Origin of the sequence: Agrobacterium sp. AGB01 (genome assembly GCF_014851585.1) — a bacterium.
Lineage (GTDB): Bacteria > Pseudomonadota > Alphaproteobacteria > Rhizobiales > Rhizobiaceae > Agrobacterium.
This window is the reverse complement of sequence record NZ_JACVAB010000006.1, coordinates 173,867-196,388: the sequence shown is the minus strand read 5'-3', so window position 1 is coordinate 196,388 and position 22,522 is coordinate 173,867. Positions and strand designations below refer to the sequence as shown.

General features: G+C 54.5%; 19 protein-coding genes. 9 read left to right on the top strand and 10 right to left on the bottom strand.

All coding sequences use genetic code 11. The annotated features are described in order from the left end of the window. Nucleotides 1–38 precede the first annotated feature (38 nt). From IB237_RS20105 to IB237_RS20095, 3 genes are read left to right on the top strand one after another with little or no spacing between them, the layout of a single operon-like run. The gene (locus IB237_RS20105) at nucleotides 39–569 is read left to right on the top strand and encodes a TRAP transporter small permease (protein WP_192490496.1); all 531 of its coding nucleotides are present in this window, start codon (nucleotides 39–41) and stop codon (nucleotides 567–569) included. A 3-nt stretch (nucleotides 570–572) separates the two neighbouring features. Then, entirely contained in the window at nucleotides 573–1,850 is a 1,278-nt protein-coding gene (locus IB237_RS20100) for a TRAP transporter large permease (protein ID WP_192490495.1), read from the top strand. Between the two features lie 42 nt (nucleotides 1,851–1,892). Next, complete coding sequence (locus IB237_RS20095; protein ID WP_192490494.1) at nucleotides 1,893–2,900, top strand: TRAP transporter substrate-binding protein; 1,008 nt, start codon at nucleotides 1,893–1,895, stop codon at nucleotides 2,898–2,900. Between the two features lie 70 nt (nucleotides 2,901–2,970). Here IB237_RS20095 and acs read toward each other — a convergent pair whose 3' ends face one another. Beyond that, on the bottom strand, nucleotides 2,971–4,929 hold the full coding sequence (gene acs / locus IB237_RS20090; RefSeq protein ID WP_192490493.1) for an acetate--CoA ligase: 1,959 nt from the start codon (nucleotides 4,927–4,929) through the stop codon (nucleotides 2,971–2,973). Between the two features lie 229 nt (nucleotides 4,930–5,158). Here acs and IB237_RS20085 point away from each other — a divergent pair, with 229 nt between their 5' ends. Beyond that, nucleotides 5,159–5,863: a DUF1013 domain-containing protein gene (locus tag IB237_RS20085; RefSeq protein WP_192490492.1), complete on the top strand. Its 705-nt coding sequence runs from the start codon at nucleotides 5,159–5,161 to the stop codon at nucleotides 5,861–5,863. A 161-nt stretch (nucleotides 5,864–6,024) separates the two neighbouring features. Here IB237_RS20085 and IB237_RS20080 read toward each other — a convergent pair whose 3' ends face one another. The 3 genes from IB237_RS20080 to tesB all read right to left on the bottom strand — a co-directional run bounded on the left by IB237_RS20080 (nucleotide 6,025) and on the right by tesB (nucleotide 8,861). After that, a complete protein-coding gene (locus tag IB237_RS20080) occupies nucleotides 6,025–7,380 on the bottom strand; it encodes an ammonium transporter (protein ID WP_192490491.1) in 1,356 nt (451 codons plus the stop codon). A 25-nt stretch (nucleotides 7,381–7,405) separates the two neighbouring features. Then, the gene (locus IB237_RS20075) at nucleotides 7,406–7,756 is read right to left on the bottom strand and encodes a P-II family nitrogen regulator (protein ID WP_192490490.1); all 351 of its coding nucleotides are present in this window, start codon (nucleotides 7,754–7,756) and stop codon (nucleotides 7,406–7,408) included. 214 nt (nucleotides 7,757–7,970) lie between these two features. Next, a complete protein-coding gene (gene tesB, locus IB237_RS20070) occupies nucleotides 7,971–8,861 on the bottom strand; it encodes an acyl-CoA thioesterase II (protein ID WP_246788127.1) in 891 nt (296 codons plus the stop codon). 84 nt (nucleotides 8,862–8,945) lie between these two features. Here tesB and IB237_RS20065 point away from each other — a divergent pair, with 84 nt between their 5' ends. From IB237_RS20065 to fdxA, 4 genes are all read left to right on the top strand, one after another. Then, nucleotides 8,946–10,160 carry a ubiquinone biosynthesis hydroxylase gene (locus tag IB237_RS20065; protein ID WP_192490489.1) on the top strand — a complete coding sequence of 405 codons (1,215 nt, stop codon included), beginning with the start codon at nucleotides 8,946–8,948 and terminating at the stop codon, nucleotides 10,158–10,160. A gap of 741 nt (nucleotides 10,161–10,901) precedes the next feature. After that, nucleotides 10,902–13,928 carry a helicase-related protein gene (locus IB237_RS20060; RefSeq protein ID WP_192490651.1) on the top strand — a complete coding sequence of 1,009 codons (3,027 nt, stop codon included), beginning with the start codon at nucleotides 10,902–10,904 and terminating at the stop codon, nucleotides 13,926–13,928. A gap of 4 nt (nucleotides 13,929–13,932) precedes the next feature. Continuing rightward, nucleotides 13,933–14,346: an RNA-binding S4 domain-containing protein gene (locus tag IB237_RS20055; RefSeq protein ID WP_192490488.1), complete on the top strand. Its 414-nt coding sequence runs from the start codon at nucleotides 13,933–13,935 to the stop codon at nucleotides 14,344–14,346. 157 nt (nucleotides 14,347–14,503) lie between these two features. Beyond that, nucleotides 14,504–14,842 (top strand): ferredoxin FdxA, encoded by a 339-nt coding sequence (gene fdxA / locus IB237_RS20050; protein ID WP_192490487.1) that lies wholly within the window; start codon nucleotides 14,504–14,506, stop codon nucleotides 14,840–14,842. A 68-nt stretch (nucleotides 14,843–14,910) separates the two neighbouring features. Here the strand turns inward: fdxA and holA are convergent, their stop codons facing one another. The 3 genes from holA to leuS are packed head-to-tail and all read right to left on the bottom strand — an operon-like array spanning nucleotide 14,911 to nucleotide 19,129. After that, nucleotides 14,911–15,948, bottom strand: a complete 1,038-nt coding sequence (gene holA, locus IB237_RS20045) for a DNA polymerase III subunit delta (protein ID WP_192490486.1) — start codon at nucleotides 15,946–15,948, stop codon at nucleotides 14,911–14,913. A 9-nt stretch (nucleotides 15,949–15,957) separates the two neighbouring features. After that, entirely contained in the window at nucleotides 15,958–16,467 is a 510-nt protein-coding gene (locus IB237_RS20040; RefSeq protein WP_371815368.1) for a hypothetical protein, read from the bottom strand. A 31-nt stretch (nucleotides 16,468–16,498) separates the two neighbouring features. Further along, on the bottom strand, nucleotides 16,499–19,129 hold the full coding sequence (gene leuS / locus IB237_RS20035; protein ID WP_192490484.1) for a leucine--tRNA ligase: 2,631 nt from the start codon (nucleotides 19,127–19,129) through the stop codon (nucleotides 16,499–16,501). A gap of 188 nt (nucleotides 19,130–19,317) precedes the next feature. Here leuS and IB237_RS20030 point away from each other — a divergent pair, with 188 nt between their 5' ends. Further along, nucleotides 19,318–19,977, top strand: a complete 660-nt coding sequence (locus IB237_RS20030; protein ID WP_192490483.1) for a YggS family pyridoxal phosphate-dependent enzyme — start codon at nucleotides 19,318–19,320, stop codon at nucleotides 19,975–19,977. Between the two features lie 88 nt (nucleotides 19,978–20,065). On the opposite strand, the gene bfr is transcribed toward IB237_RS20030, so the two are convergent. The 3 genes from bfr to IB237_RS20015 form a co-directional block, all read right to left on the bottom strand. Then, a complete protein-coding gene (bfr, locus tag IB237_RS20025; RefSeq protein ID WP_192490482.1) occupies nucleotides 20,066–20,551 on the bottom strand; it encodes a bacterioferritin in 486 nt (161 codons plus the stop codon). Further along, the gene (locus tag IB237_RS20020) at nucleotides 20,517–20,828 is read right to left on the bottom strand and encodes a bacterioferritin-associated ferredoxin (protein WP_192490481.1); all 312 of its coding nucleotides are present in this window, start codon (nucleotides 20,826–20,828) and stop codon (nucleotides 20,517–20,519) included. The genes bfr and IB237_RS20020 overlap by 35 nt, the downstream gene beginning before the upstream one ends. Nucleotides 20,829–21,125: 297 nt before the next feature. Then, a complete protein-coding gene (locus IB237_RS20015) occupies nucleotides 21,126–22,307 on the bottom strand; it encodes an acetyl-CoA C-acetyltransferase (RefSeq protein WP_192490480.1) in 1,182 nt (393 codons plus the stop codon). Nucleotides 22,308–22,522: the final 215 nt, after the last annotated feature.

The window sequence follows — 22,522 nt, the reverse complement described above, 5'->3', positions numbered from 1 at the left end:
TCTTTCGACGTCTGCTCATGTTTTCTCAGGGAGGGAAAATGCAAAAGGCGATCAACCTTTTTTACCGGCTTCTCGAGATCATTCTGATTGCTCTGCTTGCTGGCATGGCGATCATGGTTTTCGTGAATGTCGTCATGCGTTACACCATGAACTCCGGTCTCAATGTATCGGAAGAAATGTCGCGCTACTTCTTCGTCTGGATCACCTTCATCGGTGCCGTTTTGACCTTCCGTGAAAATAGTCACATGGGTATCGAAACGTTGGTCATGTTCCTTTCGCGCGGCAAGCGCATTTTCTGTATGATCCTGTCCAACATCATCATCATTGCCTGTTCGGCCATCTTCTTCTGGGGAACCTGGAAGCAGTCGGGCATCAACGCCAGTATGCATGCGCCGGTCACCGGCCTGTCGATGATCTGGGTTTATGGCATTGGCATGTTTACAGGTGCTCTGATGTTTATCATTGCTCTTGAGCGATTGTTCCGGTTGCTGACCGGTCGGGTAACCGAAGAAGAAATCGCTGTTTTTGCCGGCGAAAATCTGACAATCGAACAGCTTTCGGAGCGCTGATACATGACACTTCTCGTTTTTGTTGGCTCCCTGCTCGGAGCCATGGCGATCGGGGTTCCGGTTGCATTCTCTTTGATGTTCTGCGGTGTCGTGCTCATGGCCTATATGGGCATGTTCAACACGCAGATCATTGCCCAGAACATGATTGCAGGCGCTGACACATTCACGCTGCTTGCCATTCCGTTCTTCATTCTCGCTGGTGAGTTGATGAACTCGGGCGGTCTGTCTCGCCGTATCATCGACTTTGCTATTGCCTGCGTCGGTCACATCCGTGGCGGTCTTGGCATCGTGGCGATTTTCGCTGCTATCATTATGGCGAGTATCTCGGGTTCGGCCGCAGCTGACACGGCAGCTCTGGCTGCTATCCTCATTCCGATGATGGCGAAGGCTGGCTACAATATCCCGCGGTCCGGTGGCCTGATTGCCGCTGGTGGTATCATTGCGCCGGTTATCCCGCCATCCATGGCATTTATCGTCTTTGGTGTTGCTGCCAACGTTTCGATCACCCAGCTCTTCCTGGCCGGTATCGTGCCCGGTATCTTGATGGGTATCTCTCTGATCATTGCCTGGCTGATCGTTGTTCGCAAAGATGACGTCAAGCCGCTGCCAAAAACCTCTGCCAAAGAACGTTTGCTGGCAACAGGACGTGCCGGTTGGGCTCTCGGTATGCCAGTCATCATTCTCGGCGGTATCAAGGCCGGCGTTGTAACGCCAACCGAAGCTGCGGTTATCGCTGCTGCCTACGCCTTGTTCGTTGGCATGTTTATCTATCGCGAGCTTAAACCTGCCGATTTGATGCATGTTCTTCTGCGTGCCGCAAAGAGCACGTCGATCATCATGTTCCTGGTTTGCGCCGCTCTGGTTTCCGCATGGCTGATCACAGCTGCAAACATTCCAAATGAAGTTGCTGGCTACATCGAACCTCTGATTGACCGTCCGATGTTGCTGATGGCTGTCATCATGGTTTTGGTGTTCATCGTCGGAACGGCGCTTGACCTGACGCCGACCATTCTGATCCTTACGCCTGTTCTAATGCCAATAGTCAAGCAGGCAGGTATCGACCCGGTTTATTTCGGTGTTCTGTTCATCATTAATAATGCAATTGGCCTTATCACACCACCTGTAGGTGTAGTTCTGAACGTGGTCAGTGGCGTCGGTCGTATTCCGCTGGGCAAGGTGACGGTTGGTGTATGGCCATTCCTTGTTGCTGAAACCATCGTTCTGGCTCTGTTGGTGCTCTTCCCGGACATCGTCCTGGTACCACTGGCTTACCTCAAGTAATCGTTAATCTGTTTTCTCGCTAACAGTCCAAGGGAGGATATTATGAGAAAATTTTTTCTGACCACCACCGCTATTGCTTTCGCTATGGGTGCCGCTGCACCTGCCATGGCAGAATTCAATGATCGCACCATCCGCGTTTCGAACGGCATCAACCAGGATCATCCGGTTGGTAACGGTATCGAAGCCATGCAGGCTTGCCTTAATGATAAGACTGGCAGCAAGCTGAAGTTGACCGCATTCTGGGGTGGCGCTCTCGGCGGCGACTTGCAAGCTACGCAAGCACTGCGTTCCGGCGTTCAGGAAGCAGTTGTAACGTCTTCGTCTCCACTTGTTGGCCTTATCCCGGCTCTCGGCGTATTCGACCTGCCATTCCTCGTTGGCAATGCGAAGGAAGCTGACGCCCTGATGGATGGCGAATTCGGCGACATGATGAACAAGAAGCTGGAAGAGCAGGGCCTCGTAAACCTTGCTTATTGGGAAAACGGTTTCCGTAACCTTTCCAACTCCAAGCATGCTGTGAACAAGTGGGAAGACTTCTCGGGCATGAAAGTGCGCGTGATGCAGAACAACATCTTCCTTGACACGTTCCAGAACCTCGGCGCCAACGCAACGCCAATGGCTTTTGGTGAAGTGTTCTCCGCTCTGGAAACCAACGCTATCGACGCGCAGGAAAACCCCTACGTGACTATCGATACGTCGAAGTTCTACGAAGTTCAGAAGTTTGTTACAGAAACGAACCACGCTTACACGCCGTTCCTGTTCCTCTTCTCCAAGCCAATCTTCGACAGCTACACAGCTGAAGAACAGGCAGCTCTTCGTGAGTGCGCCATCGTTGGCCGTGACGTAGAACGTAAGGTTATCCGCGAACTGAACCAGAAATCTCTGGAGAAGATCAAGGAAGCAGGCCTGCAGGTCAACACGCTTTCGTCAGAAGAGCAGGCCCGTATTCGTGAGAAGTCGGCTGTTGTTTATGAAAAGCACAAGGCAGCAATCGGTGCAGACGTTGTCGACGCAGCTTTGGCCGAACTGAAGAAAATTCGCGGCGAATAAACCCGTCATTTTCGACTAAAAAACCCGGCTGCCTTGCGGTAGCCGGGTTTTTTGTTGCTCTGTTTTTTGATTACGCCGCCACTGCCTTGTTCTGACGGTTGGCGATGAGATCTTCAACGACAGCCGGATCGGCAAGGGTCGATGTGTCGCCCAGAGACCCGAAGTCATCCTCGGCAATCTTGCGCAGAATGCGGCGCATGATCTTGCCGGAACGGGTTTTCGGCAGGCCTGGAGAAAACTGGATCTTGTCCGGGGTGGCAACCGGGCCGATTTCATTACGGACATGCTTGACCAGTTCGGCGCGCAATGCGTCGTCGCCGACTTGCCCTGCCATCAGCGTCACATAGCAATAGATGCCCTGCCCTTTGATGGAATGCGGATAACCTACCACCGCTGCTTCCGACACTTGATGGTGCGAGACCAGCGCAGATTCGACTTCCGCGGTGCCGAGACGGTGGCCAGAGACGTTCAACACGTCATCGACACGTCCGGTTATCCAGTAATAACCATCTTCGTCACGGCGGCAGCCATCGCCGGTGAAATACTTGCCTTTGTAGGTGGAGAAGTAGGTTTCCACGAAACGGTTATGGTCGCCATAAACCGTGCGCGCCTGCCCAGGCCAGCTGTCTGTGATGCACAGATTGCCGTCGGCCGGCCCTTCCAGCACATTGCCTTCCGCATCCACCAACTGTGGCTGGACACCGAAGAACGGACGGGTTGCCGATCCGGGCTTGAGATCCGTCGCACCCGGCAGTGGTGAAATCAGAATGCCGCCGGTTTCAGTCTGCCACCATGTGTCGACAATCGGGCTCTGGTCCTCACCAACCACGTGGTAATACCATTCCCATGCCTCTGGGTTGATCGGTTCCCCGACCGAGCCGAGCAGCCGCAGGCTAGAGCGGGAGGAACGTTTGACGAAGTGATCGCCAGCGCCCATCAATGAACGAAGTGCGGTTGGTGCGGTGTAGAAAATGTTGACTTTGTGTTTGTCGATGACTTCCCAGAAACGACCCTGATCTGGGAAGTTCGGAACGCCTTCAAACATTAGCGTAGTCGCGCAATTGGCGAGTGGTCCGTAGACAATATAGGAGTGGCCTGTCACCCAGCCGACGTCGGCCGTACACCAGTAGATATCGCCGTCCTTGTAATCGAACACATATTCATGCGTCATCGATGTGTAGACGAGATAACCGCCCGTGGTGTGTAGCACGCCCTTCGGCTTGCCGGTGGAGCCGGAAGTGTAAAGAATAAACAGCGGGTCTTCCGCACGCATCTTGACCGGTTCACAATGCGGCTTCACGCTCGCAATTTCCTGATGGTACCAGAAGTCGCGACCAGGTGCCCAACCGGTTTTGCCGCCGGTACGGCGCACAACCAGCACCTTATTGACCATGACATATTGCTTGGCGGCAATGTCGATCGCGGTGTCGGTGTTTTCCTTCAGTGGAATAGGTTTGCCGCCACGAACACCTTCATCGCAAGTGATAACAAAAGTCGATTCGCAGTCAACGATACGGCCTGCAAGTGCTTCGGGAGAAAAGCCGCCAAACACCACCGAGTGAATTGCGCCGATACGCGCGCAGGCGAGCATGGCGTATGCCGCTTCCGGGATCATCGGCATGTAGATGGTAACGCGGTCACCCTTTTTTACACCATGCTTCTTTAGAACGTTGGCCAGACGGCACACCTGCTCGTACAGCTGGTTATAGGTGATCTTCTTGTCGATATAAGGGTTGTCACCTTCCCAGATGATGGCGGTGCGTTCGCCATGCGTCTTCAGGTGACGGTCAATACAGTTATAGGAAACGTTGGTCAGACCGTCCTCGTACCATTTGATAGGTACCTTGCCTTTAAATGAGGTGTTTTTGACTTTGGTATATGGCTTGAACCAGTCGATGCGGCGACCGTGTTTGTCCCAGAACTTTTCAGGATCTTCGACGCTTTCCTGATACCACTTCTGGTAACGGTCATTATCAATCAGTGTCCGGGTTTTCGCCGTTTTCAACACTGGATAGACTTTGGCTGACATGAACTCCTCCTAAAAGCATTACGTCAATTTCGGTTCGGAGACTCCCACCTCCGATATGTGTTCAATTCATAACACTTCGCGCTCGCACGGCAATTAGACAAAGGTCATTTGTGTCCCAAAGAATTGCAATTTCGATACAATACGTTTATAGAGCAGACATATCCCGGAAATTGGTGGTTAATATCCACGGACCGCGACACCGGAGCGGACGGACAGAAGGACTGTATCTATGGCTCAAACACTGCTTATGCCAAAGGCAACCGCCGTATGGCTGGTTGACAACACTGCACTGTCGTTCGATCAGATCGCGACATTCTGCAAGTTGCATCCGCTTGAGGTTAAAGCGATTGCCGACGGCGAAGCGGCACAAGGCATCAAGGGCCTCGACCCTATTGCTACAGGTCAGTTGTCGCGTGATGAAATTGTTCGTGGTGAAGGCAACCCGAACCATAAGCTGAAGCTGTCCGAGCCTAAGGTTCGTGTACCGGAATCCAAGCGTCGTGGCCCACGTTACACGCCAGTTTCCAAGCGTCAGGACCGCCCGAACGCTATTCTGTGGCTGGTGCGTAACCACGCAGAACTGAAAGACGCGCAGATTTCGCGTCTCGTCGGTACAACCAAGTCGACGATTGAGCAGATTCGTGATCGTACGCACTGGAACTCTGCGAACCTCACACCAATGGACCCGGTGACGCTCGGCCTCTGCAGCCAGATCGATCTGGACCTGGAAGTAGAACGCGCATCGCGCGGTCGTCCGCTGCCGACAGCTGAAGAGCTGGATGCAACGCTGCAGCCGGCTGCTCAGACGGAAGGTCTGGACTTCAACTACCAGCGCGAAGAAGAAAAAGAAATCGACGCTGATGCCGTATTTGCGAAACTGGCATCACTCAAGTCTTCCAAGAACGACGATGATGAAGAGGATGATCGTTTCTGATCATCTGCCGTTACAAAGCGGAATTGTTAAAACCCCGGTGATGAGCCGGGGTTTTTCTTGGCCATGTGTGCGGTGCAAATCTCGGCATAAAAAAACCGCCCCGGAGGGCGGTTTGAAAGTTTCGAGATGCGAGGCCGTAACCTCGCACCGGCCTATGTATCTTAGTTGTGGTAAGCAGCTTCGCCGTGCGATGCGAGATCAAGACCTTCGCGTTCTGCTTCAACCGGTACACGCAGACCAACAATGAGATCAACGAGCTTGTAGAGGACGAAGGAGCCGATACCGCACCATACGATGGTGAGGATAACAGACTTGATCTGTACCCACACCTGAGCGCCCATCGTCACGCCTTCTGCGTAGCCTACGCCACCCAGAGAAGTGCTTGCGAAGATGCCGGTGCCGATAGCGCCTACGATACCACCAACGCCGTGTACGCCGAATACGTCAGCCGTATCGTCGTAACCGAACTTGTTCTTCACCACAGACACGAAGAAGTAGCAGAATGCTGAGGCAATTGCGCCGAGGAAGATCGCGCCGATCGGGCCAACCGCACCAGCGGCCGGAGTAACGGCAACGAGGCCGGCGATAACGCCAGAGGCCGCGCCGAGCATCGAAGCTTTGCCACGAGCGAAGCTTTCAATCACGCACCATGCAACGATTGCACCTGCTGTTGCAGTGAGCGTGTTGATCATGGCGAGACCTGCAACGCCGTTGGCAGCAGCGGCGGAACCGGCGTTAAAGCCGAACCAGCCAACCCACAGCATCGACGCGCCGACCATGGTCAGGGTCATCGAGTGAGGAGCCATCATGTCCTTGCCGAAGCCAGTACGCTTGCCGACCAGGATTGCGCCGATAAGACCAGCAACACCAGCATTGATGTGAACAACCGTGCCACCTGCGAAGTCAAGTGCACCCCAGTCCCACATCAAGGCGCCGTCGCCCGACCAGACCATGTGAGCAACCGGGAAGTACACGAAGGTAACCCAGAGAATGCAGAACAGGATCACAGCAGAGAACTTGATGCGCTCTGCAAATGCACCAACGATCAGCGCTGGCGTGATGCAAGCGAAGGTCAGCTGGAACGAGATGAAGACGTATTCCGGAATGGAGCCGCTGACGCTTTCAGAGGTAACGCCGGACAGGAAGAGCTTTTCGAAACCGCCGATGAAGGTGTTGAGGCCGCCACCGTTGGAGAAGGCAAGGCTGTAACCGTAGAATACCCAGACGATCATGATTGCTGCGGAAACCACGAGGCACTGCATGAGCACCGACAACATGTTCTTAGAGCGGACGAGACCGCCGTAGAACAGGGCGAGGCCCGGTAGGATCATGAAAAGAACGAGAACGGTCGACGTCAGCATCCATGCGGTGTCGCCGGAGTCGATTGTCGGTGCAGCGGCGGCTGCTTCAGCGGCAGGAGCGGCTGCTTCCTGCGCGAAAGCGAAGGCAGGGGCCAAAAGGGCCGCCGTGCCGGCGCCCAGCCGACCGAGAGAGGTAGAAATTCTTGAAAACGACATTGTATAAAACTCCCTGATCAGCCGATTACAACGCTTCAGTGTTGGTTTCGCCGGTGCGGATGCGAACTGCCTGCTCAATCGAGTAGACAAAAATCTTGCCGTCACCGATCTGGCCGGTCTTGGCGGCGGATGCGATAGCCTCGACAGCCTTTTCAACCACGTCCGAAGGAACGGCGATTTCAATTTTCAGCTTCGGAAGGAAGCTCACGGCGTATTCCGTGCCACGGTAGATTTCCGTGTGTCCCTTCTGGCGACCGTAACCTTTGACCTCGGTTACGGTCAGGCCCTGGATACCGACAGCGGTGAGTGCTTCGCGCACTTCGTCCAGCTTGAACGGCTTGATAATGGCCATCACAATTTTCATCAGGTTTCCCATCCTTTGTTTTTCCTCGGCACGGAGCCGACTCTCCTTGCCGCTGGCGGCGCACTGAACAGCGACTGCAGCTTTACATTCAAGGCGCGTGCCAGTTTTGAGGATGGGTAATAAGTTATTGAAAAGTAAAAGCTATATTCTTGCAGTCTGTTTTGGAGGCATTTGTTTGCACAATAATCGCGCAATAATTATGCAGTTTGAAAATTAAGCGCAAAATTTAATCATTTGCTCTTTTCCGAATCAAACCTTCCTGTGTAACCGATGCAATCAGCACGCCATCTCGCGTCATGATACTGCCGCGGGTAAGACCTCTCGCTCCGGATGCACTGGGGCTGTCCTGCGAATAAAGCAGCCAATCATCCAGCTTGCATGGACGGTGGAACCACATGGCATGATCAAGGCTGGCAACCTGGATACTGGGATCAAAAATCGTTGTGCCATGCGCATAAAGCGAGGTGTCGAGCAGCGTCATATCCGAGAGGTAGGCGAGAATTGCCGCCTGAAAACAGCGGTCATCAGGCACTTCGCCAACGGCGCGCACCCAGACATCTTGATTGGGCGCCAACTTCTCGTTGGAAATGTAATGGGCCAGCGATACCGGCTTTATCTCGATCGGCCGTTTGTTCTGCCAGTATTTGCGGATCATCGGCGGCGCTTTTGCCAAAAAGGCTTCCTGCAATTGGGTTTCGCTGAGAAGCGATTCCGGTGCTGGAACCTTTGGTGCTGGCATTTGATGGTCGTAACCTTCTTCCTCGATCTGGAACGAAGCCGACATCGAGAAAATCGGCTCGCCGTGCTGGATCGCGACGACACGGCGGGTATTGAAGCTGGAGCCGTTCCGGATGCGTTCAACCTGATAGATGATCGGCACCGAGGGGTCACCGGGTCGCATGAAATAGGCATGCAGTGAATGGATGAACCGATCTGCATCGACGGTGCGATGTGCCGCCACCAGAGCCTGAGCGATGACCTGTCCGCCGAAAACCCGTTGCCACCCTATTTGCGGGCTCGTGCCACGAAACAGGTTCTCCTCAAGCTTTTCCAGATCGAGTGTTTCAACCAGTTTGTGCATGGCGGATTTTTCCGTCGGATCGGAATCAATCGTCATTCAGCTTTGCTCCTGCTGTAGGAAGATGGATTTCCATGGTCTATAGTGCCGGGGCAATATTCTCAAGAATGCAGGAGTTTGATTATGCTGGATGTGGTGATTGCCGGGGGCGGATATGTCGGACTTGCCGTTGCTGTCGCCATCAAGCAAGCGGCTCCGCATATGCAGGTTGAGATCGTTGAGGCAGCACCTCAGGACGTCTGGAAAAAAGACATGCGCGCTTCGGCAATTATCTCTGCTGCAACCCGTATGCTCGACGTGTTCGGCATCTGGCACGAGATCGAACCGGAGGCTGAGCCTATCCGCAAGATGATCGTGACGGACTCCAAGACGACAGACCCGGTGCGCCCGGTATTCCTGACTTTTGATGGTGAAGTGGAAGACGGACGTCCCTTTGCGCATATGATCCCCAATGTCGCGATCGTCGGTGCGCTGAGAGGCCTTTGTGATCGTCTCGGCATTTCCATTCGCCACGGTCTCACGGTGTCCGGTTTTGTTACCGGTGCCCAGAGCACCAGCATCAGCCTGTCCGATGGTAATGCTCTCGAGGCCAGACTGTTGATCGCCTGTGACGGCGTTCGATCCTCTCTGCGCGATATGGCCGGTATCAAGACGGTTCGCTGGGACTATGATCAATCCGGCATTGTCACGACGGTAGAACATGAGCGCCCACATAATGGTGTGGCTGAAGAGCATTTCCTGCCATCCGGACCATTTGCTGTACTGCCGCTCAAAGGCAATCGTTCATCGCTTGTGTGGACCGAGCGTCGCGCCGACGCCGACAAACTGGTCGCATCCGATGACTTCCTGTTTGATGAAGAACTTGAACGCCGCTTTGGGCACAAGCTTGGTTCTGTCCGTGCTGTTGGTCCTCGTCGGGCGTTTCCTCTTGGTCTCACGCTTGCCAGAGCTTTCGTTGCGCCGCGCTTCGCGCTCGCGGGCGATGCGGCGCATGGTATTCATCCAATCTCAGGCCAGGGCCTGAACCTTGGTTATAAGGATGTAGCGGCACTGGCCGAATCGATCGTTGAAGCAGATCGGCTGGGCCTCGACATCGGCTCGCTGAATGTTCTGGAGCGTTATCAGGCATGGCGCCGGTTCGATACGCTTCGCATGGGCATAACCACCGATGTGCTCAACCGCCTGTTCTCGAATGACAGCACGCCAATCCGCGTTGTGCGTGATCTGGGACTGGGGCTCGTCGACCGACTGCCAGCTTTGAAGTCTTATTTCATCGATCAGGCAGCGGGTCTGGCGGGTGAAAGCAGCCCGAAACTTCTGGCAGGACAGCCGCTTTAAGGGGTTTCCTTCGCACAAAAAGTGATGATGTTTGATGTCAAAGACGGCTCAGTTGAGCCGTCTTTTTGCATTTGGACATCACTCGGGTGTCGTCTCGAAAACCCCTTTCGGTTTTACCACTGCCCGCTACCCTTCAAATGTTAACGCTGCGATGAAATTGCGCGTCAGCAGTTTGCGTTATCCACATAATCGTATGGTTAGCAAACCGTTATTCCACAATATGTGGTGGAGAACAAACCGGGAAAGTATCGATGTCTGTGATTCGTCAGCGATTCGTTCTCCATTTACTCCAAAGGTTAATGCGTCGATATCGTGTTTCAGAAAAATTTGAAAATTATTATTATTTTTCAGACATTTATATGTTATCCATTCAAATTTTAACAATCTGTTTACGAAGGTAAATGAAAGCCCGCTCAAATGCGTCGCGTGTTCTTAACCGGATTCAGCATGTCGTGTAGGTCGTCGATTTGGAAACCATATGTTGCGGTGAACAAACCCTGAATCTCATTGAGTCAGCGATTCGTCGCTGATTCGTTCGCACGCTGTTCCAAATGTTAATTCCGGCATTGTTTTCCCGGATTCGAAACGGTTGCGGACATGGAAAAATGCGCTTTACTGCAAACATTCCTTGCCTTTGTCGCTGCTCATCGCCATGTGTTGAGTCCATGCTTCTGGCGGATTGTCGTCCGGTGAAGCGACAGGCATGACCATCGCACGGACAGTACGTTGAATTTTCAACCAATGATCTTGAGCGGGCGCGGCGTAACCGCCGTACTCGGACCCACCAATACCGGCAAAACGCACTATGCGATTGAGCGCATGGTTGCGCATGGCAGCGGTATCATTGGTCTGCCTTTGCGTCTGCTCGCACGTGAGGTTTACACACGTCTGGTCGAGAAGGTCGGCGTGGCCAATGTCGCGCTGGTGACAGGCGAAGAGAAAATTTCGCCGCCCAAGGCGCGTTTTTCGGTTTGTACCGTGGAAGCAATGCCACGAGAAACCAACGCGTCTTTTGTCGCCATCGACGAAGTCCAGCTGGCTGGCGATCTGGAGCGCGGGCATATTTTTACCGACCGCCTTCTGCATCTGCGCGGACGGCAGGAAACACTTTTCCTCGGTGCCGGTACCATGCGGCCTATTCTGCAAAAACTGCTTCCCGGTATCACCATCGTTGAGCGTCCACGCCTGTCACAGCTTTTTTATGCCGGGCAGAAAAAAATCACCCGTCTGCCGCAACGCTCGGCGATTGTCGCATTCTCTGCGGATGAAGTTTATGCGATTGCCGAGCTGATAAAACGTCAGCGTGGTGGTGCTGCCGTGGTTATGGGCGCTCTGTCTCCCCGCACACGTAATGCGCAGGTCGGTTTATACCAGGCGGGTGATGTGGAGTATCTTGTTGCGACCGATGCCATTGGCATGGGCCTCAACCTGGACGTTGACCACGTTGCTTTTGCCCAGGACCGCAAGTTCGACGGTTATCAGTTCCGTAATCTGAACCCCGGAGAACTGGGGCAGATCGCCGGTCGTGCTGGCCGTCATTTGCGTGATGGCACTTTTGGTGTCACCGGTCGCGTCGAACCTTTCGATGAAGAGTTGGTGGAACGCATCGAAGCGCATGAATTCGATGCGGTGAAGGTTTTGCAGTGGCGCAGCAAGGCGCTTGACTATTCCTCGATTGGAAATCTGCGCTCAAGCCTCGAAGTGGCGCCTGCTCTTCAAGGCTTGTCGCGTGCTTTGCCTGCTGTGGACCAGCAGGCGCTTGATTATCTTGCCCGTTATCCGGAAATCATTGATCTCACCACTACCCCGGAGAGAGTGGAACGGCTATGGGAAGCATGTGCACTGCCTGACTACCGGCGAATCACACCTGCCCAGCATGCCGATCTGATTTCGACACTCTATTTCGATCTCGTTCGTCGCGGCACGGTGAATGAAGATTTCATGGCCGAGCAGGTGCGCAGGGCTGACCGAACCGATGGCGAAATAGATACGCTGTCGGCACGGATTGCGCAGATACGAACATGGACGTATGTATCCAACCGTCCCGGATGGCTTGCCGATCCGACACACTGGCAAGAAAAGACGCGGGAAATCGAGGATCGATTGTCCGATGCGCTACATGAAAGGTTGACGAAACGCTTTGTAGATCGCAGGACATCTGTGCTCATGAAGCGCCTGAGAGAGAATGCGATGCTTGAAGCTGAAATCAGTGTGAATGGTGATGTCTTCGTTGAAGGACATCACGTCGGTCAATTGGCGGGATTCCGGTTTACGCCAATAAGCGGAACCGAAGGTCCAGATGCCAAGGCCGTGCAGTCGGCTGCGCAGAAGGCGCTTGCCCTCGAATATGAGGCGCGTGCTGCCCGTCTGCATGCCAGTGGCAATAATGATCTGGCGCTTGGCTCGGATGGTGCGGTGCGTTGGCTCGGTGAGCCTGTTGCCCGACTTGCTGCCGGCGACAATATCATGAAGCCACGTGTCATTATGCTGGCTGATGAACAGTTGAACGGAAATGCGCGTGAACACGCCGTTGCCCGTATCGAACGTTTCGTCAATCACCAGATTGCGACGATCCTCAAGCCGCTGGATGATATTTCCCGCGCTGAAGATTTGCAGGGACTGGCGAAGGGGCTGGCTTTCCAGCTGGTCGAAAACCTTGGTGTGCTGTTCCGTCGCGACGTGGCCGAAGAGGTCAAGTCGCTCGATCAGGACGCGCGCGCATCCATGCGCCGTTACGGCGTGCGTTTTGGCGCCTATCACATTTTCCTGCCGGCGCTTTTGAAGCCAGCACCAGCCGAACTTGTGACCCTGCTTTGGGCGCTCAAGAACGATGGTCTCGGCAATGCCGGTTATGGCGATCTTATCCCGGTTCTGGCTGCTGGTCGTACGTCTGTAGTCACTGACCCGAGCTTCGACCGCATGTTCTACAAGCTGGCCGGTTTCCGTTTCCTGGGAAAGCGCGCGGTTCGTATCGACATTCTGGAGCGTTTGGCGGATATCATCCGTCCGTTGCTGCAGTGGAAGCCCGGCGCACAGCCTCGTCCTGAGGGCGCTTATGATGGCCGTCGTTTCACCACGACTACGGGTATGCTTTCCATTCTCGGCGCTACGCTGGATGACATGGAAGAAATCCTCAAGGGTCTTGGTTATCGTGCAGATCAGGTAAGCGCTGAAGATGCTGCGACCTTCCTGGCAGGCCAGAGTGGTCAGACTTCTGCTTCCGCTGAAGCGCCAGTTGGCGAAGACGCTGGTGACGAGCATGACGCTGACGCGGTTGAACACGAGGTTTCTGCCGAAGAAACCAAGGCTGTAGCGGAAGAGGCGGTGGCATCTGCCGAAGCGCCCCAGTCGTCTGAAGCGTCTGTTGAAGCAGCCGAACCAAAGCCGGTTTTGTTGTGGCGTCCAGGTGGCCGTAATGAAAACCAGCGTAACGACAACCGCCGTCAAGGTCACGGGCAGTCCCGTGGTCAGGGTGAACGTCGCAACGAAGGTGGCGAAGGTCGTGACCGCAATCGTGCCGCTGCCGGCCGTGATGGCAATCGCGAAAACAATCGTGATGGTGAACGCAAGCGTGATGGTGGTCAAAGACCAGATCGTGGCAACCGCAACGACCGTGGCGAGCGCAAGGACAAGAACGATCGCAATGACCGTGGCGGAAAGCCGCAGTCGCAGCGTTTCGAATCCAAGCCACCGCGCAAGGAGAAGCCGCTGGATCCGGATTCACCTTTCGCGAAGCTCGCTGCGCTCAAGGAACAAATGAAGAAATAAGCTCATGGACGAAGAACAGTCAGGTCAGCACGCGCGCCAGCGCATCGACAAATGGCTGTTCTTCGCTCGCATGGCGAAATCCCGTTCAATCGCGCAAAACCATGTCCAGTCCGGCCATGTGCGTGTCAACGGAACAGTCATCCGGCAGGCAAGCCATATGGTGAAGCCGGGTGACAAGCTGGAAATCAGCTTCGACCGAATGGATCGTATTCTTGTCGTGAAGTCCGCTGGTGACAGACGCGGACCTTATGAGGAAGCCAAACTCCTCTATGATGACCTGACGCCACCCCGTGAAAAGACGACGCGGTTGACCCCGCTTGAGCAGGCGGTACGGGAGCCGGGAGCAGGGCGGCCGACCAAAAAAGAGCGTCGTGAACTGGATAAGTTCATCAATACTGCCAACGACGTTCCCGACTAGAATATATGACTAATTCACACATGTTTTGTGAAATAATTATTCTTGCCTTCACTGTGTAAAGGCATTACGTCACTGGCAAAAATACCAATACCGCAAGTCCGGGCTGCGGATTTTTGCCAAAACCTTCATTCCCGGAACGTGTATTCTGGAGTTCTTCATGACATATGTCGTGACCGACAATTGCATTCGCTGCAAATATACTGACTGCGTCGAAGTCTGCCCTGTGGACTGCTTCTACGAGGGTGAAAACTTCCTCGCCATCAATCCCGATGAATGCATCGACTGTGGCGTATGCGAACCGGAATGTCCCGCCGAAGCCATCAAGCCGGACACCGAGCCGGGTCTTGATGAGTGGCTGAAGCTGAACGCTGAATATTCGCAGATTTGGCCAAACATCACCATCAAACGTGACGCGATGCCTGAAGCCAAGGAAATGGATGGCGTTTCGGGTAAGTTGGCGCTGTATTTCTCGGCTGAACCCGGTAGTGGCGACTGATAGGCTTTTGATAAGCTTGGAAATGGAAAGCCCTTGTTGCCTGCCGCACAAGGGCTTTTGTGTATCTGTTATCCGCTACGGCCGGATTGCAGTGTAGTAGACAACAGCGTTAGAAGTGCCACGCTGTCCTCCAGGCTTTGACGCTGGCGGCTTTGCAGGATCGCGGCCTGCAACCGGTTCATCTCACGGGCAATCGCCGCTGGCTGCCATGTACGCAGCGCACGCTCGATGACCGGCTTGCGGCGGAAATGGATATGCCGGCCAAGTGTCTGCATGACCTGGCCAGCCTGCAGTTTTTTTTCGTCCATTTCCGCGCGCATCTGGTCCAGAAGCTGGAACTGACGAAGGCACCCTTGCAACACCAGAAAGATTGGCGTTTTGGACGATACGATTTTTTGCGTTGCATGGAAAAATGCGTTGCGGTCACCTTTCAGGATCGCGTCAACCGCATCGTCTGCGGATATGGCGCTGGCGTCACCAATAATGGCCAGTACGTCCTCTTCCTCGATAACGCTGTTTCCACGGCAGTAGAGGCCCAGCTTGCGGATTTCGTTACGCGAGGCAATGCGATCACCTCCCAGAGATTCGATCAGCCTCTGGCGGGCTGCAGGCGCTATTCTCAACTCATCCTGAGCCAATTCATGATCAATCAGGGCGTTGAGCGCTCGGGCATCGTCGGCATAGCAGGGAATGATGGCGATATCTCTGGACGCCTCAGCGATCTTGCGAAGGCCGGTCCCTTTTTTGAGATCTCCGGCTTCGATGATCAGGAATGCAGATTGCGGGGGGGTCTCGTTGAGAACCTGCAATGCATCGACCAAAGCTTTTTCGTTTGCCGCACCCTTGACCCATACCAGCTTTTCGCCACCGAACAGACCGATGGCGTTGACTTCATCCAGCAAGCGGCCAGGATCGCCCTGCAAATCGCCGACGTTCAGTTTGAGTGAGGAGAAAGCGTCGTTGGCATCAACACCTGTCTTGGACGCGATTAGCGATGCACGCTCCGATACGAGGCCGCGATCGGGACCGTAAACGACAAACATGCGAAACCGCTCCACCGGTTTTTCGGCGAAGCGGTCAAATTCATGGGACTTTATTTCCGCCATACCGGCGTCTCAACGGCTCAGTGCAGAGGCGATGTCCGTACGGATCACTTCCGCGACTTCACGCACGGCGCGATCCTGTGCATCACGGATCGCACGCATATTGGCGAACTGCTGCTGCGGAAGGTCAACCATCGAGGTGACCGTCCGTGTGGCGGAGCGAATGACCTTCTGGTCTGAAATGCGTACCAGAACATATTGCGCGGACACGTCTACACGGCCGGGATAGTGGCCTTCAAACGTGTTGTCAGGCAGGTTCAGATAGAGGTCATTGTCGTTTACCTCTGTCGAGGTCGACGATGACGATACAACGAGCTTCACCTCATATTCCGGCTTCACAGGTTCGCCTGCGCCACCAGCGGACTTGAAGATCAGTTCGTTGCGCAGAGCCTGCGCAATGCGGCCAGTCACCGGTGCGTACTGCACCGATGCCAGCTTTTCAGTGGTGCCTGATTCCTTGGAATATAGCGGGCGCACCTGACAGCCGGCGAGAGCACCGGACAAAATAATTGCGCAAACCACGAACGCGATGCGACTCCATCCGGAAGAGACGTTAGACGACAATGTTCACAATCCTTTGAGGAACCACAATGATCTTTTTCGGCGCGTTACCTGCCAATGCCGTGACAACGGCATCGAGCGCAAGCACGGCAGCTTTGATGGCATCTTGATCCGCATCGCGCGCGATTGTCAATTCTGCACGTTTCTTGCCGTTGATCTGTACTGGCATAACGACTTCATTTTCCTCAACCAGCTTTGCAATGAATGCTGGCCAAGGGGTCTGAGCAACGAGTCCGTCATTGCCAATTACAGTCCAGCACTCTTCCGCCAGATGCGGCGTCATCGGCGCGATCATACGAATAAGGATTTCAGCGGCATCGCGTGCTGCTGCCTTGTCCGCATTGGATTTGCCACCGGCTGCGATATCGGCAAACGGGCTGGCAATGGTGTTGACCAATTCGTAAATGCGGGCAATTGCCTTGTTGAATGCCAGCTTGTCCAGGTCTTCCTGCACTGCCTTCAGCGTCTTGTGCGCGGCCTTGGACACAGCAAGAAGCGGGCCTTCGGTTGCAGGAGCCGCCTTGACAGTCTTCAGTTCGTCTGCAGCCTCGCCAATGATGCGCCAGACGCGCTGCACGAAGCGGTGTGCGCCTTCAACACCAGATTCTGACCAGATTACGTCACGATCCGGTGGGGAATCGGACAGGACGAAGAAACGCGCCGTGTCGGCACCGTAGGACGCGATGATATCGTCGGGATCAACAACGTTTTTCTTCGACTTCGACATCTTTTCGATGGAGCCGATTTTGACCTCTTCGCCGTTCGACAGCAGGAAAGCGCGACGTGTGCCGTCGGCTTCGTCAATCCGCAGGTCCGCTGGCGGCACCCATTCGCGGCTCATACCTTCGCCACGGCTGTAGGTTTCGTGCACGACCATGCCCTGTGTGAACAGACCCTTGAAGGGCTCCTTCACATCCACATGTCCTGTTTCCCGCATGGCGCGCGTAAAGAAGCGCGAATAGAGCAGGTGAAGGATCGCGTGTTCGATACCACCAATATACTGATCGACTGGCAGCCAGTGGTTGGCGACCTTCGGATCTGTTGGTTTGTCTTCCCATGGCGCCGTAAAGCGGGTGAAGTACCAGCTGGAATCGACGAATGTATCCATCGTGTCTGTTTCACGACGAGCATCCTTGCCGCATTGCGGGCAGGACACGTGGCGCCATGTCGGATGGCGGTCCAGCGGGTTGCCAGGAACGTCAAAAGTTACATCGTCAGGCAGCTTGACCGGCAGGTCCTTCTTCGGAACCGGCACGACGCCGCAGACTTCGCAGTGAATGACCGGGATCGGGCAGCCCCAATAACGCTGGCGTGAAATACCCCAGTCACGCAGGCGGAAGTTCACCTTGCGCTCGGCCTGTGGCTCATTGCCCAGCGTCTGTGCCGACAGCTTGGAAACAACGGCTTCAAAGGCGTCGGTGGTTGTCATGCCGTCGAGGAAACGTGAGTTGATCATCACGCCGTCATCGACATAGGCCGTGTCGCCGACTGCGAATGTCTGCGCATTTTCGCCTTCCGGCATAACGACTGCGACAACTGGCAGATCGTATTTGCGTGCGAAATCAAGGTCACGCTGGTCGCCCGATGGGCAACCGAAAATCGCACCCGTGCCGTAATCCATCAACACGAAGTTGGCGATGTAAACGGGCAGTTCCCAGGATGCGTCCAGGGGGTGAACGACCTTGACGCCGGTATCCATACCCTTCTTTTCAGCGGTTTCCAGTGCTGCCAGCGATGTGCCCTGACGGCGGCATTCTTCGCAGAATGCAGCAATCTCAGGGTTGTTGGCAGACAATGCGCGGGCCAGCGGATGGTCGGCAGAAATGGCCAGGAACGATGCGCCAAACAGCGTGTCTGGACGGGTGGTGTAGACAGTAACGTCAGAGAATCCCTGTGGCGCTGTTGCAGCCACGGTTTCCCAACGCAGCGACAGGCCTTCCGACTTGCCGATCCAGTTCTTCTGCATCAGACGTACTTTTTCTGGCCACTGGTCGAGCGTGTCAAGCGCTTCCAGAAGATCTTCCGCAAAGTCGGTGATCTTGAAGAACCACTGAGTCAGCTCGCGCTGTTCAACAAGAGCGCCGGAGCGCCAGCCACGACCGTCGATAACCTGCTCATTGGCAAGAACGGTGTGGTCGACCGGGTCCCAGTTGACCTTTGACTGCTTGCGATGAACGAGGCCCTTCTGCATGAAGTCGATAAAGAGTGCCTGCTGGCGATGGTAATATTCCACGTCGCATGTCGCGAACTCACGGCTCCAGTCCAGGGACAGACCCATGGACTTCAGCTGGTTACGCATGGTTGCGATGTTCTGATAGGTCCAGTCCTTCGGGTGAACCTTGTTCTGCATGGCGGCGTTTTCAGCAGGCATGCCGAATGCGTCCCAACCCATTGGATGCAAAACATTATAACCGCGGGCACGCTTGTAGCGCGCGACGACATCACCCATGGCGTAGTTGCGTACGTGGCCCATGTGGATGCGGCCCGACGGATAGGGAAACATCTCAAGAACGTAGTACTTCTCGCGCGGGTCGGCGTTATCGGTTTCGAAGACCTTGTCTTCGTTCCACTTCTGCTGCCAGCGTGGCTCGGCATCGCGAGGATTGTAACGTTCGGTGGCCATTCTCAAAATCCGGTATCCATGGGAAAATTGCGCTGACCTTCACCATGAAACAGCCGGTGCGTCAAGTTTGGCGGCATCACAGGGCGTTCAAACTTTGCAATTGGCACACAAAGGGCACAAACCGGCTTGGCTTTCGATAGTGTGGCGTCTAGGTAATTGCTGGTATTATCAGGAATGAAAGCGGCATCATGGAAATCGAAGCACGCCTCGCAGAGGTCAATAACCGCATAACAACAACGGCCAAGAAATCCGGTCGCAAGACTGGCGATGTCGCACTTGTTGCGGTGTCGAAAACATTCGATGCCGATGATATCAGGCCGGTGATTGCGTGCGGGCAGCGGATTTTCGGTGAAAACCGCGTCCAGGAAGCGCAGGGCAAGTGGCCTGATCTAAAGCAGGAAACCGCTGATATTGAACTGCGGCTGATCGGACCTCTTCAATCGAACAAGGCGGCCGATGCCGTGGCGCTATTTGACGTGATCGAAAGCGTTGACCGGGAAAAGATTGCCCGGGCACTGGCGGACGAATGCCAGAAGCAGGGCCGTACACTTCGCTTCTATGTGCAGGTCAATACCGGGCTGGAGCCGCAGAAGGCGGGTATTGATCCGCGGGAAACTGTTGCATTTGTGGCTTTGTGCCGCGATGAGCTGAAGCTGCCCGTCGAAGGGCTGATGTGTATTCCGCCTGCCGATGAGAACCCAGGTCCACATTTTGCGCTGCTGGCCAAAATTGCCAAGGAGTGTAGCTTAAACAAGCTCTCCATGGGCATGTCAGGCGATTTTGAAACGGCGATCGAATTCGGCGCAACCAGTGTGCGGGTCGGGTCGGCCATCTTCGGAGCGCGCTGAATATCGTTTTAAAGACCCGTAAAATGAAAAGCCCCGGCAAAACCGGGGCTTTCGTTTGTGAGGCACAAGCCTTGCGTATCCCTGTCGCTTATTCAGCGGCGTCGGCGGAATCAGCATTGAGCTGACCGTATTTTTCTTCGCCAATCTTTCCGAGAAGCTCAAGCTGGGTTTCGAGGAAGTCGATGTGACCTTCTTCATCGATCAGCAGCTCTTCGAACAGCTTCATCGATACGTAGTCACCGACCTCATAACAGATGTCACGCGACTTTTTGTAGGATGTGCGTGCGTCGTATTCGCCAGCCAGATCAGCTTCCAGCACTTCCTTGACGTTCTGGCCAATGCGCAGCGGTGCAACGGTCTGCAGGTTCGGATGACCTTCAAGGAAGATGATGCGGTTGATGATCTTGTCGGCGTGCTGCATCTCTTCGATGGATTCAGCGCGTTCCTTCTTTGCGAGCTTGGTGTAGCCCCAGTCGTCAAGAAGGCGATAGTGCAGCCAGTACTGGTTTACAGCACCGAGTTCGAGGAACAGTGCCTCGTTAAGCCGCTCGATGACTTTTTTGTCGCCTTTCAATGTCCGCTCTCCTGTTTTCATCATGGAACTGTCTCAGGCGGGACATGAAATCAAAAACTTCGGCTTCCGTCGAGTGGTGACGGGCGTGGTATTCTTCGGTTGTCTTGATGATAAGGTCTACGACGGTCGGAAAACAGCCGCAGCAGCGACCCCGTTTTTCCATCGCGTGGTACACTTTTGCAGGAACGATAAGCTGCCAACAGTCTTCGTCCAGGAGCTCGTTAATGACGTCCCGGATGTCGTGGTCAGTGATATAATTGCAGCTACAAACCAGCATGGTGAAGTTAGACCGTACTACGCAACATATTGTTTTTGCACTTAAAGCAAAACAGGATGCTTATTGTCAAGAAAAAGCATCGCTAAATTGTTTTCCGAGTAAATTAGATTCATTCTAAACTTGATAAAATTTATCGTATTTTCATTTACTTAGTGAATTCCGAGAGCGTGAAAATTTTAGTATTCTTATTTTCAGTTCTCTAATAACTGCGACAAAATGCCGCAGTTATTAATGCGCGATATTTGTAATTCCACAGGCGATGAAACGACAGGTTGTGGCCGTTTAAACTGGTTTTACTCACATAGCCTCAATACACATGGCGATACCCATACCGCCGCCAATACAAAGGGTCGCCATTCCCTTGCGGACGTTACGGCGCTTCATCTCAAACAGCAGCGTATTGAGAACACGGGCACCGGAAGCACCGATTGGGTGGCCAATCGCAATAGCGCCGCCGTTGACATTGACGATGGCCGGATCGAGTTCCAGATCCCTGACGACTGCGCAAGATTGAGCGGCAAATGCTTCATTCGCTTCTACCAGGCCCAAGTCCGACGTCGACCATCCCGCCTTTGCAAGCGCCTTGCGAGAGGCCGGGATCGGCCCTGTTCCCATGATGCTCGGATCGACACCGGCGGTTGCCCATGAAACAATACGTGCCAGGGGACGGATATCACGTTGCTGAGCTGCATTTTCCGTCATCAGCAGAACGGCCGCTGCGCCATCGTTGAGCCCGGAGGCGTTCCCGGCGGTGACAGTACCGTCCTTGTCGAAGGCTGGTTTCAGTTTTTCGAGCAGTTCGATGGTGGAGCCCGCCCTGATATATTCGTCCTTGTCGACGATGATCTCAGCCTTGCGGCTCTGGATGGTGAAGGGCACGATCTCGTCGTCAAAACGGCCGGCGGCTTGAGCGGCCTCTGCTTTATTCTGCGATGCTACAGCAAAACTGTCTTGAACCTCGCGCGACAAATGCCACTGGCGGGCAATATTTTCAGCGGTGATGCCCATGTGGTAACCGTGGAAGGCATCGATCAGGCCGTCCTTCAGCATGGTATCAACCATCTTGAAGTCACCCATTTTTACGCCACCGCGCAAATGCGCGCAATGTGGCGCCCTCGACATCGATTCCTGACCACCAGCCACGATGATCTGAGCGTCACCGGCAACAATCTGCTGCATGCCAAGTGCGACCGCACGCAGGCCGGAGCCACACAGCTGGTTGATGCCAAAGGCGGTCGCCTCCTGAGGGATACCCGCGCTCATGGCGGCCTGACGTGCAGGGTTCTGTCCGGCGCCGGCGGTGAGTATCTGGCCAAGAATGACTTCGTCGACCTCGGATGCTTCGACATTTGCCCGTTGTAGAACGGCCTTTATGACCGCTGCGCCCAGTTCATGGGCTGGTGTGTTGGCAAAACTGCCATTGAATGAGCCAACCGCAGTGCGCGCAGCGCTGGCGATGACGATGGACGGGGAAGTCATGCTCTGTCTCCTCTTGAGAGGGCGGCAGACTGGCAAAGCATATCAGCCAAGTCAAATGTTGTTCACGCAGGCTTTGAGAAGCAATCGGCATGACTGCACTGCACATTATGCTATTGCGACGCACAATTCTGTTGTCATAGCGTCACATTTGCGCTTACACTTGCCGCCGGGAGAGCATGAAACACCATAGATTCATAATTTGCTATATCGTGAGG

Bases quoted from the DNA above. Each gene is read 5' to 3' on its own strand.
- leuS (WP_192490484.1), bottom strand. From the start codon at position 19,129: ATGGCCACCGAACGTTACAATCCTCGCGATGCCGAGCCACGCTGGCAG.
- IB237_RS20065 (WP_192490489.1), top strand. From the start codon at position 8,946: ATGCTGGATGTGGTGATTGCCGGGGGCGGATATGTCGGACTTGCCGTT.
- holA (WP_192490486.1), bottom strand. From the start codon at position 15,948: ATGGCGGAAATAAAGTCCCATGAATTTGACCGCTTCGCCGAAAAACCG.
- IB237_RS20085 (WP_192490492.1), top strand. From the start codon at position 5,159: ATGGCTCAAACACTGCTTATGCCAAAGGCAACCGCCGTATGGCTGGTT.
- IB237_RS20060 (WP_192490651.1), top strand. From the start codon at position 10,902: ATGATCTTGAGCGGGCGCGGCGTAACCGCCGTACTCGGACCCACCAAT.
- IB237_RS20030 (WP_192490483.1), top strand. From the start codon at position 19,318: ATGGAAATCGAAGCACGCCTCGCAGAGGTCAATAACCGCATAACAACA.
- IB237_RS20055 (WP_192490488.1), top strand. From the start codon at position 13,933: ATGGACGAAGAACAGTCAGGTCAGCACGCGCGCCAGCGCATCGACAAA.
- IB237_RS20020 (WP_192490481.1), bottom strand. From the start codon at position 20,828: ATGCTGGTTTGTAGCTGCAATTATATCACTGACCACGACATCCGGGAC.
- fdxA (WP_192490487.1), top strand. From the start codon at position 14,504: ATGACATATGTCGTGACCGACAATTGCATTCGCTGCAAATATACTGAC.
- IB237_RS20080 (WP_192490491.1), bottom strand. From the start codon at position 7,380: ATGTCGTTTTCAAGAATTTCTACCTCTCTCGGTCGGCTGGGCGCCGGC.
- IB237_RS20075 (WP_192490490.1), bottom strand. From the start codon at position 7,756: ATGGGAAACCTGATGAAAATTGTGATGGCCATTATCAAGCCGTTCAAG.
- IB237_RS20105 (WP_192490496.1), top strand. From the start codon at position 39: ATGCAAAAGGCGATCAACCTTTTTTACCGGCTTCTCGAGATCATTCTG.
- IB237_RS20015 (WP_192490480.1), bottom strand. From the start codon at position 22,307: ATGACTTCCCCGTCCATCGTCATCGCCAGCGCTGCGCGCACTGCGGTT.
- tesB (WP_246788127.1), bottom strand. From the start codon at position 8,861: ATGACGATTGATTCCGATCCGACGGAAAAATCCGCCATGCACAAACTG.
- IB237_RS20100 (WP_192490495.1), top strand. From the start codon at position 573: ATGACACTTCTCGTTTTTGTTGGCTCCCTGCTCGGAGCCATGGCGATC.
- IB237_RS20095 (WP_192490494.1), top strand. From the start codon at position 1,893: ATGAGAAAATTTTTTCTGACCACCACCGCTATTGCTTTCGCTATGGGT.
- acs (WP_192490493.1), bottom strand. From the start codon at position 4,929: ATGTCAGCCAAAGTCTATCCAGTGTTGAAAACGGCGAAAACCCGGACA.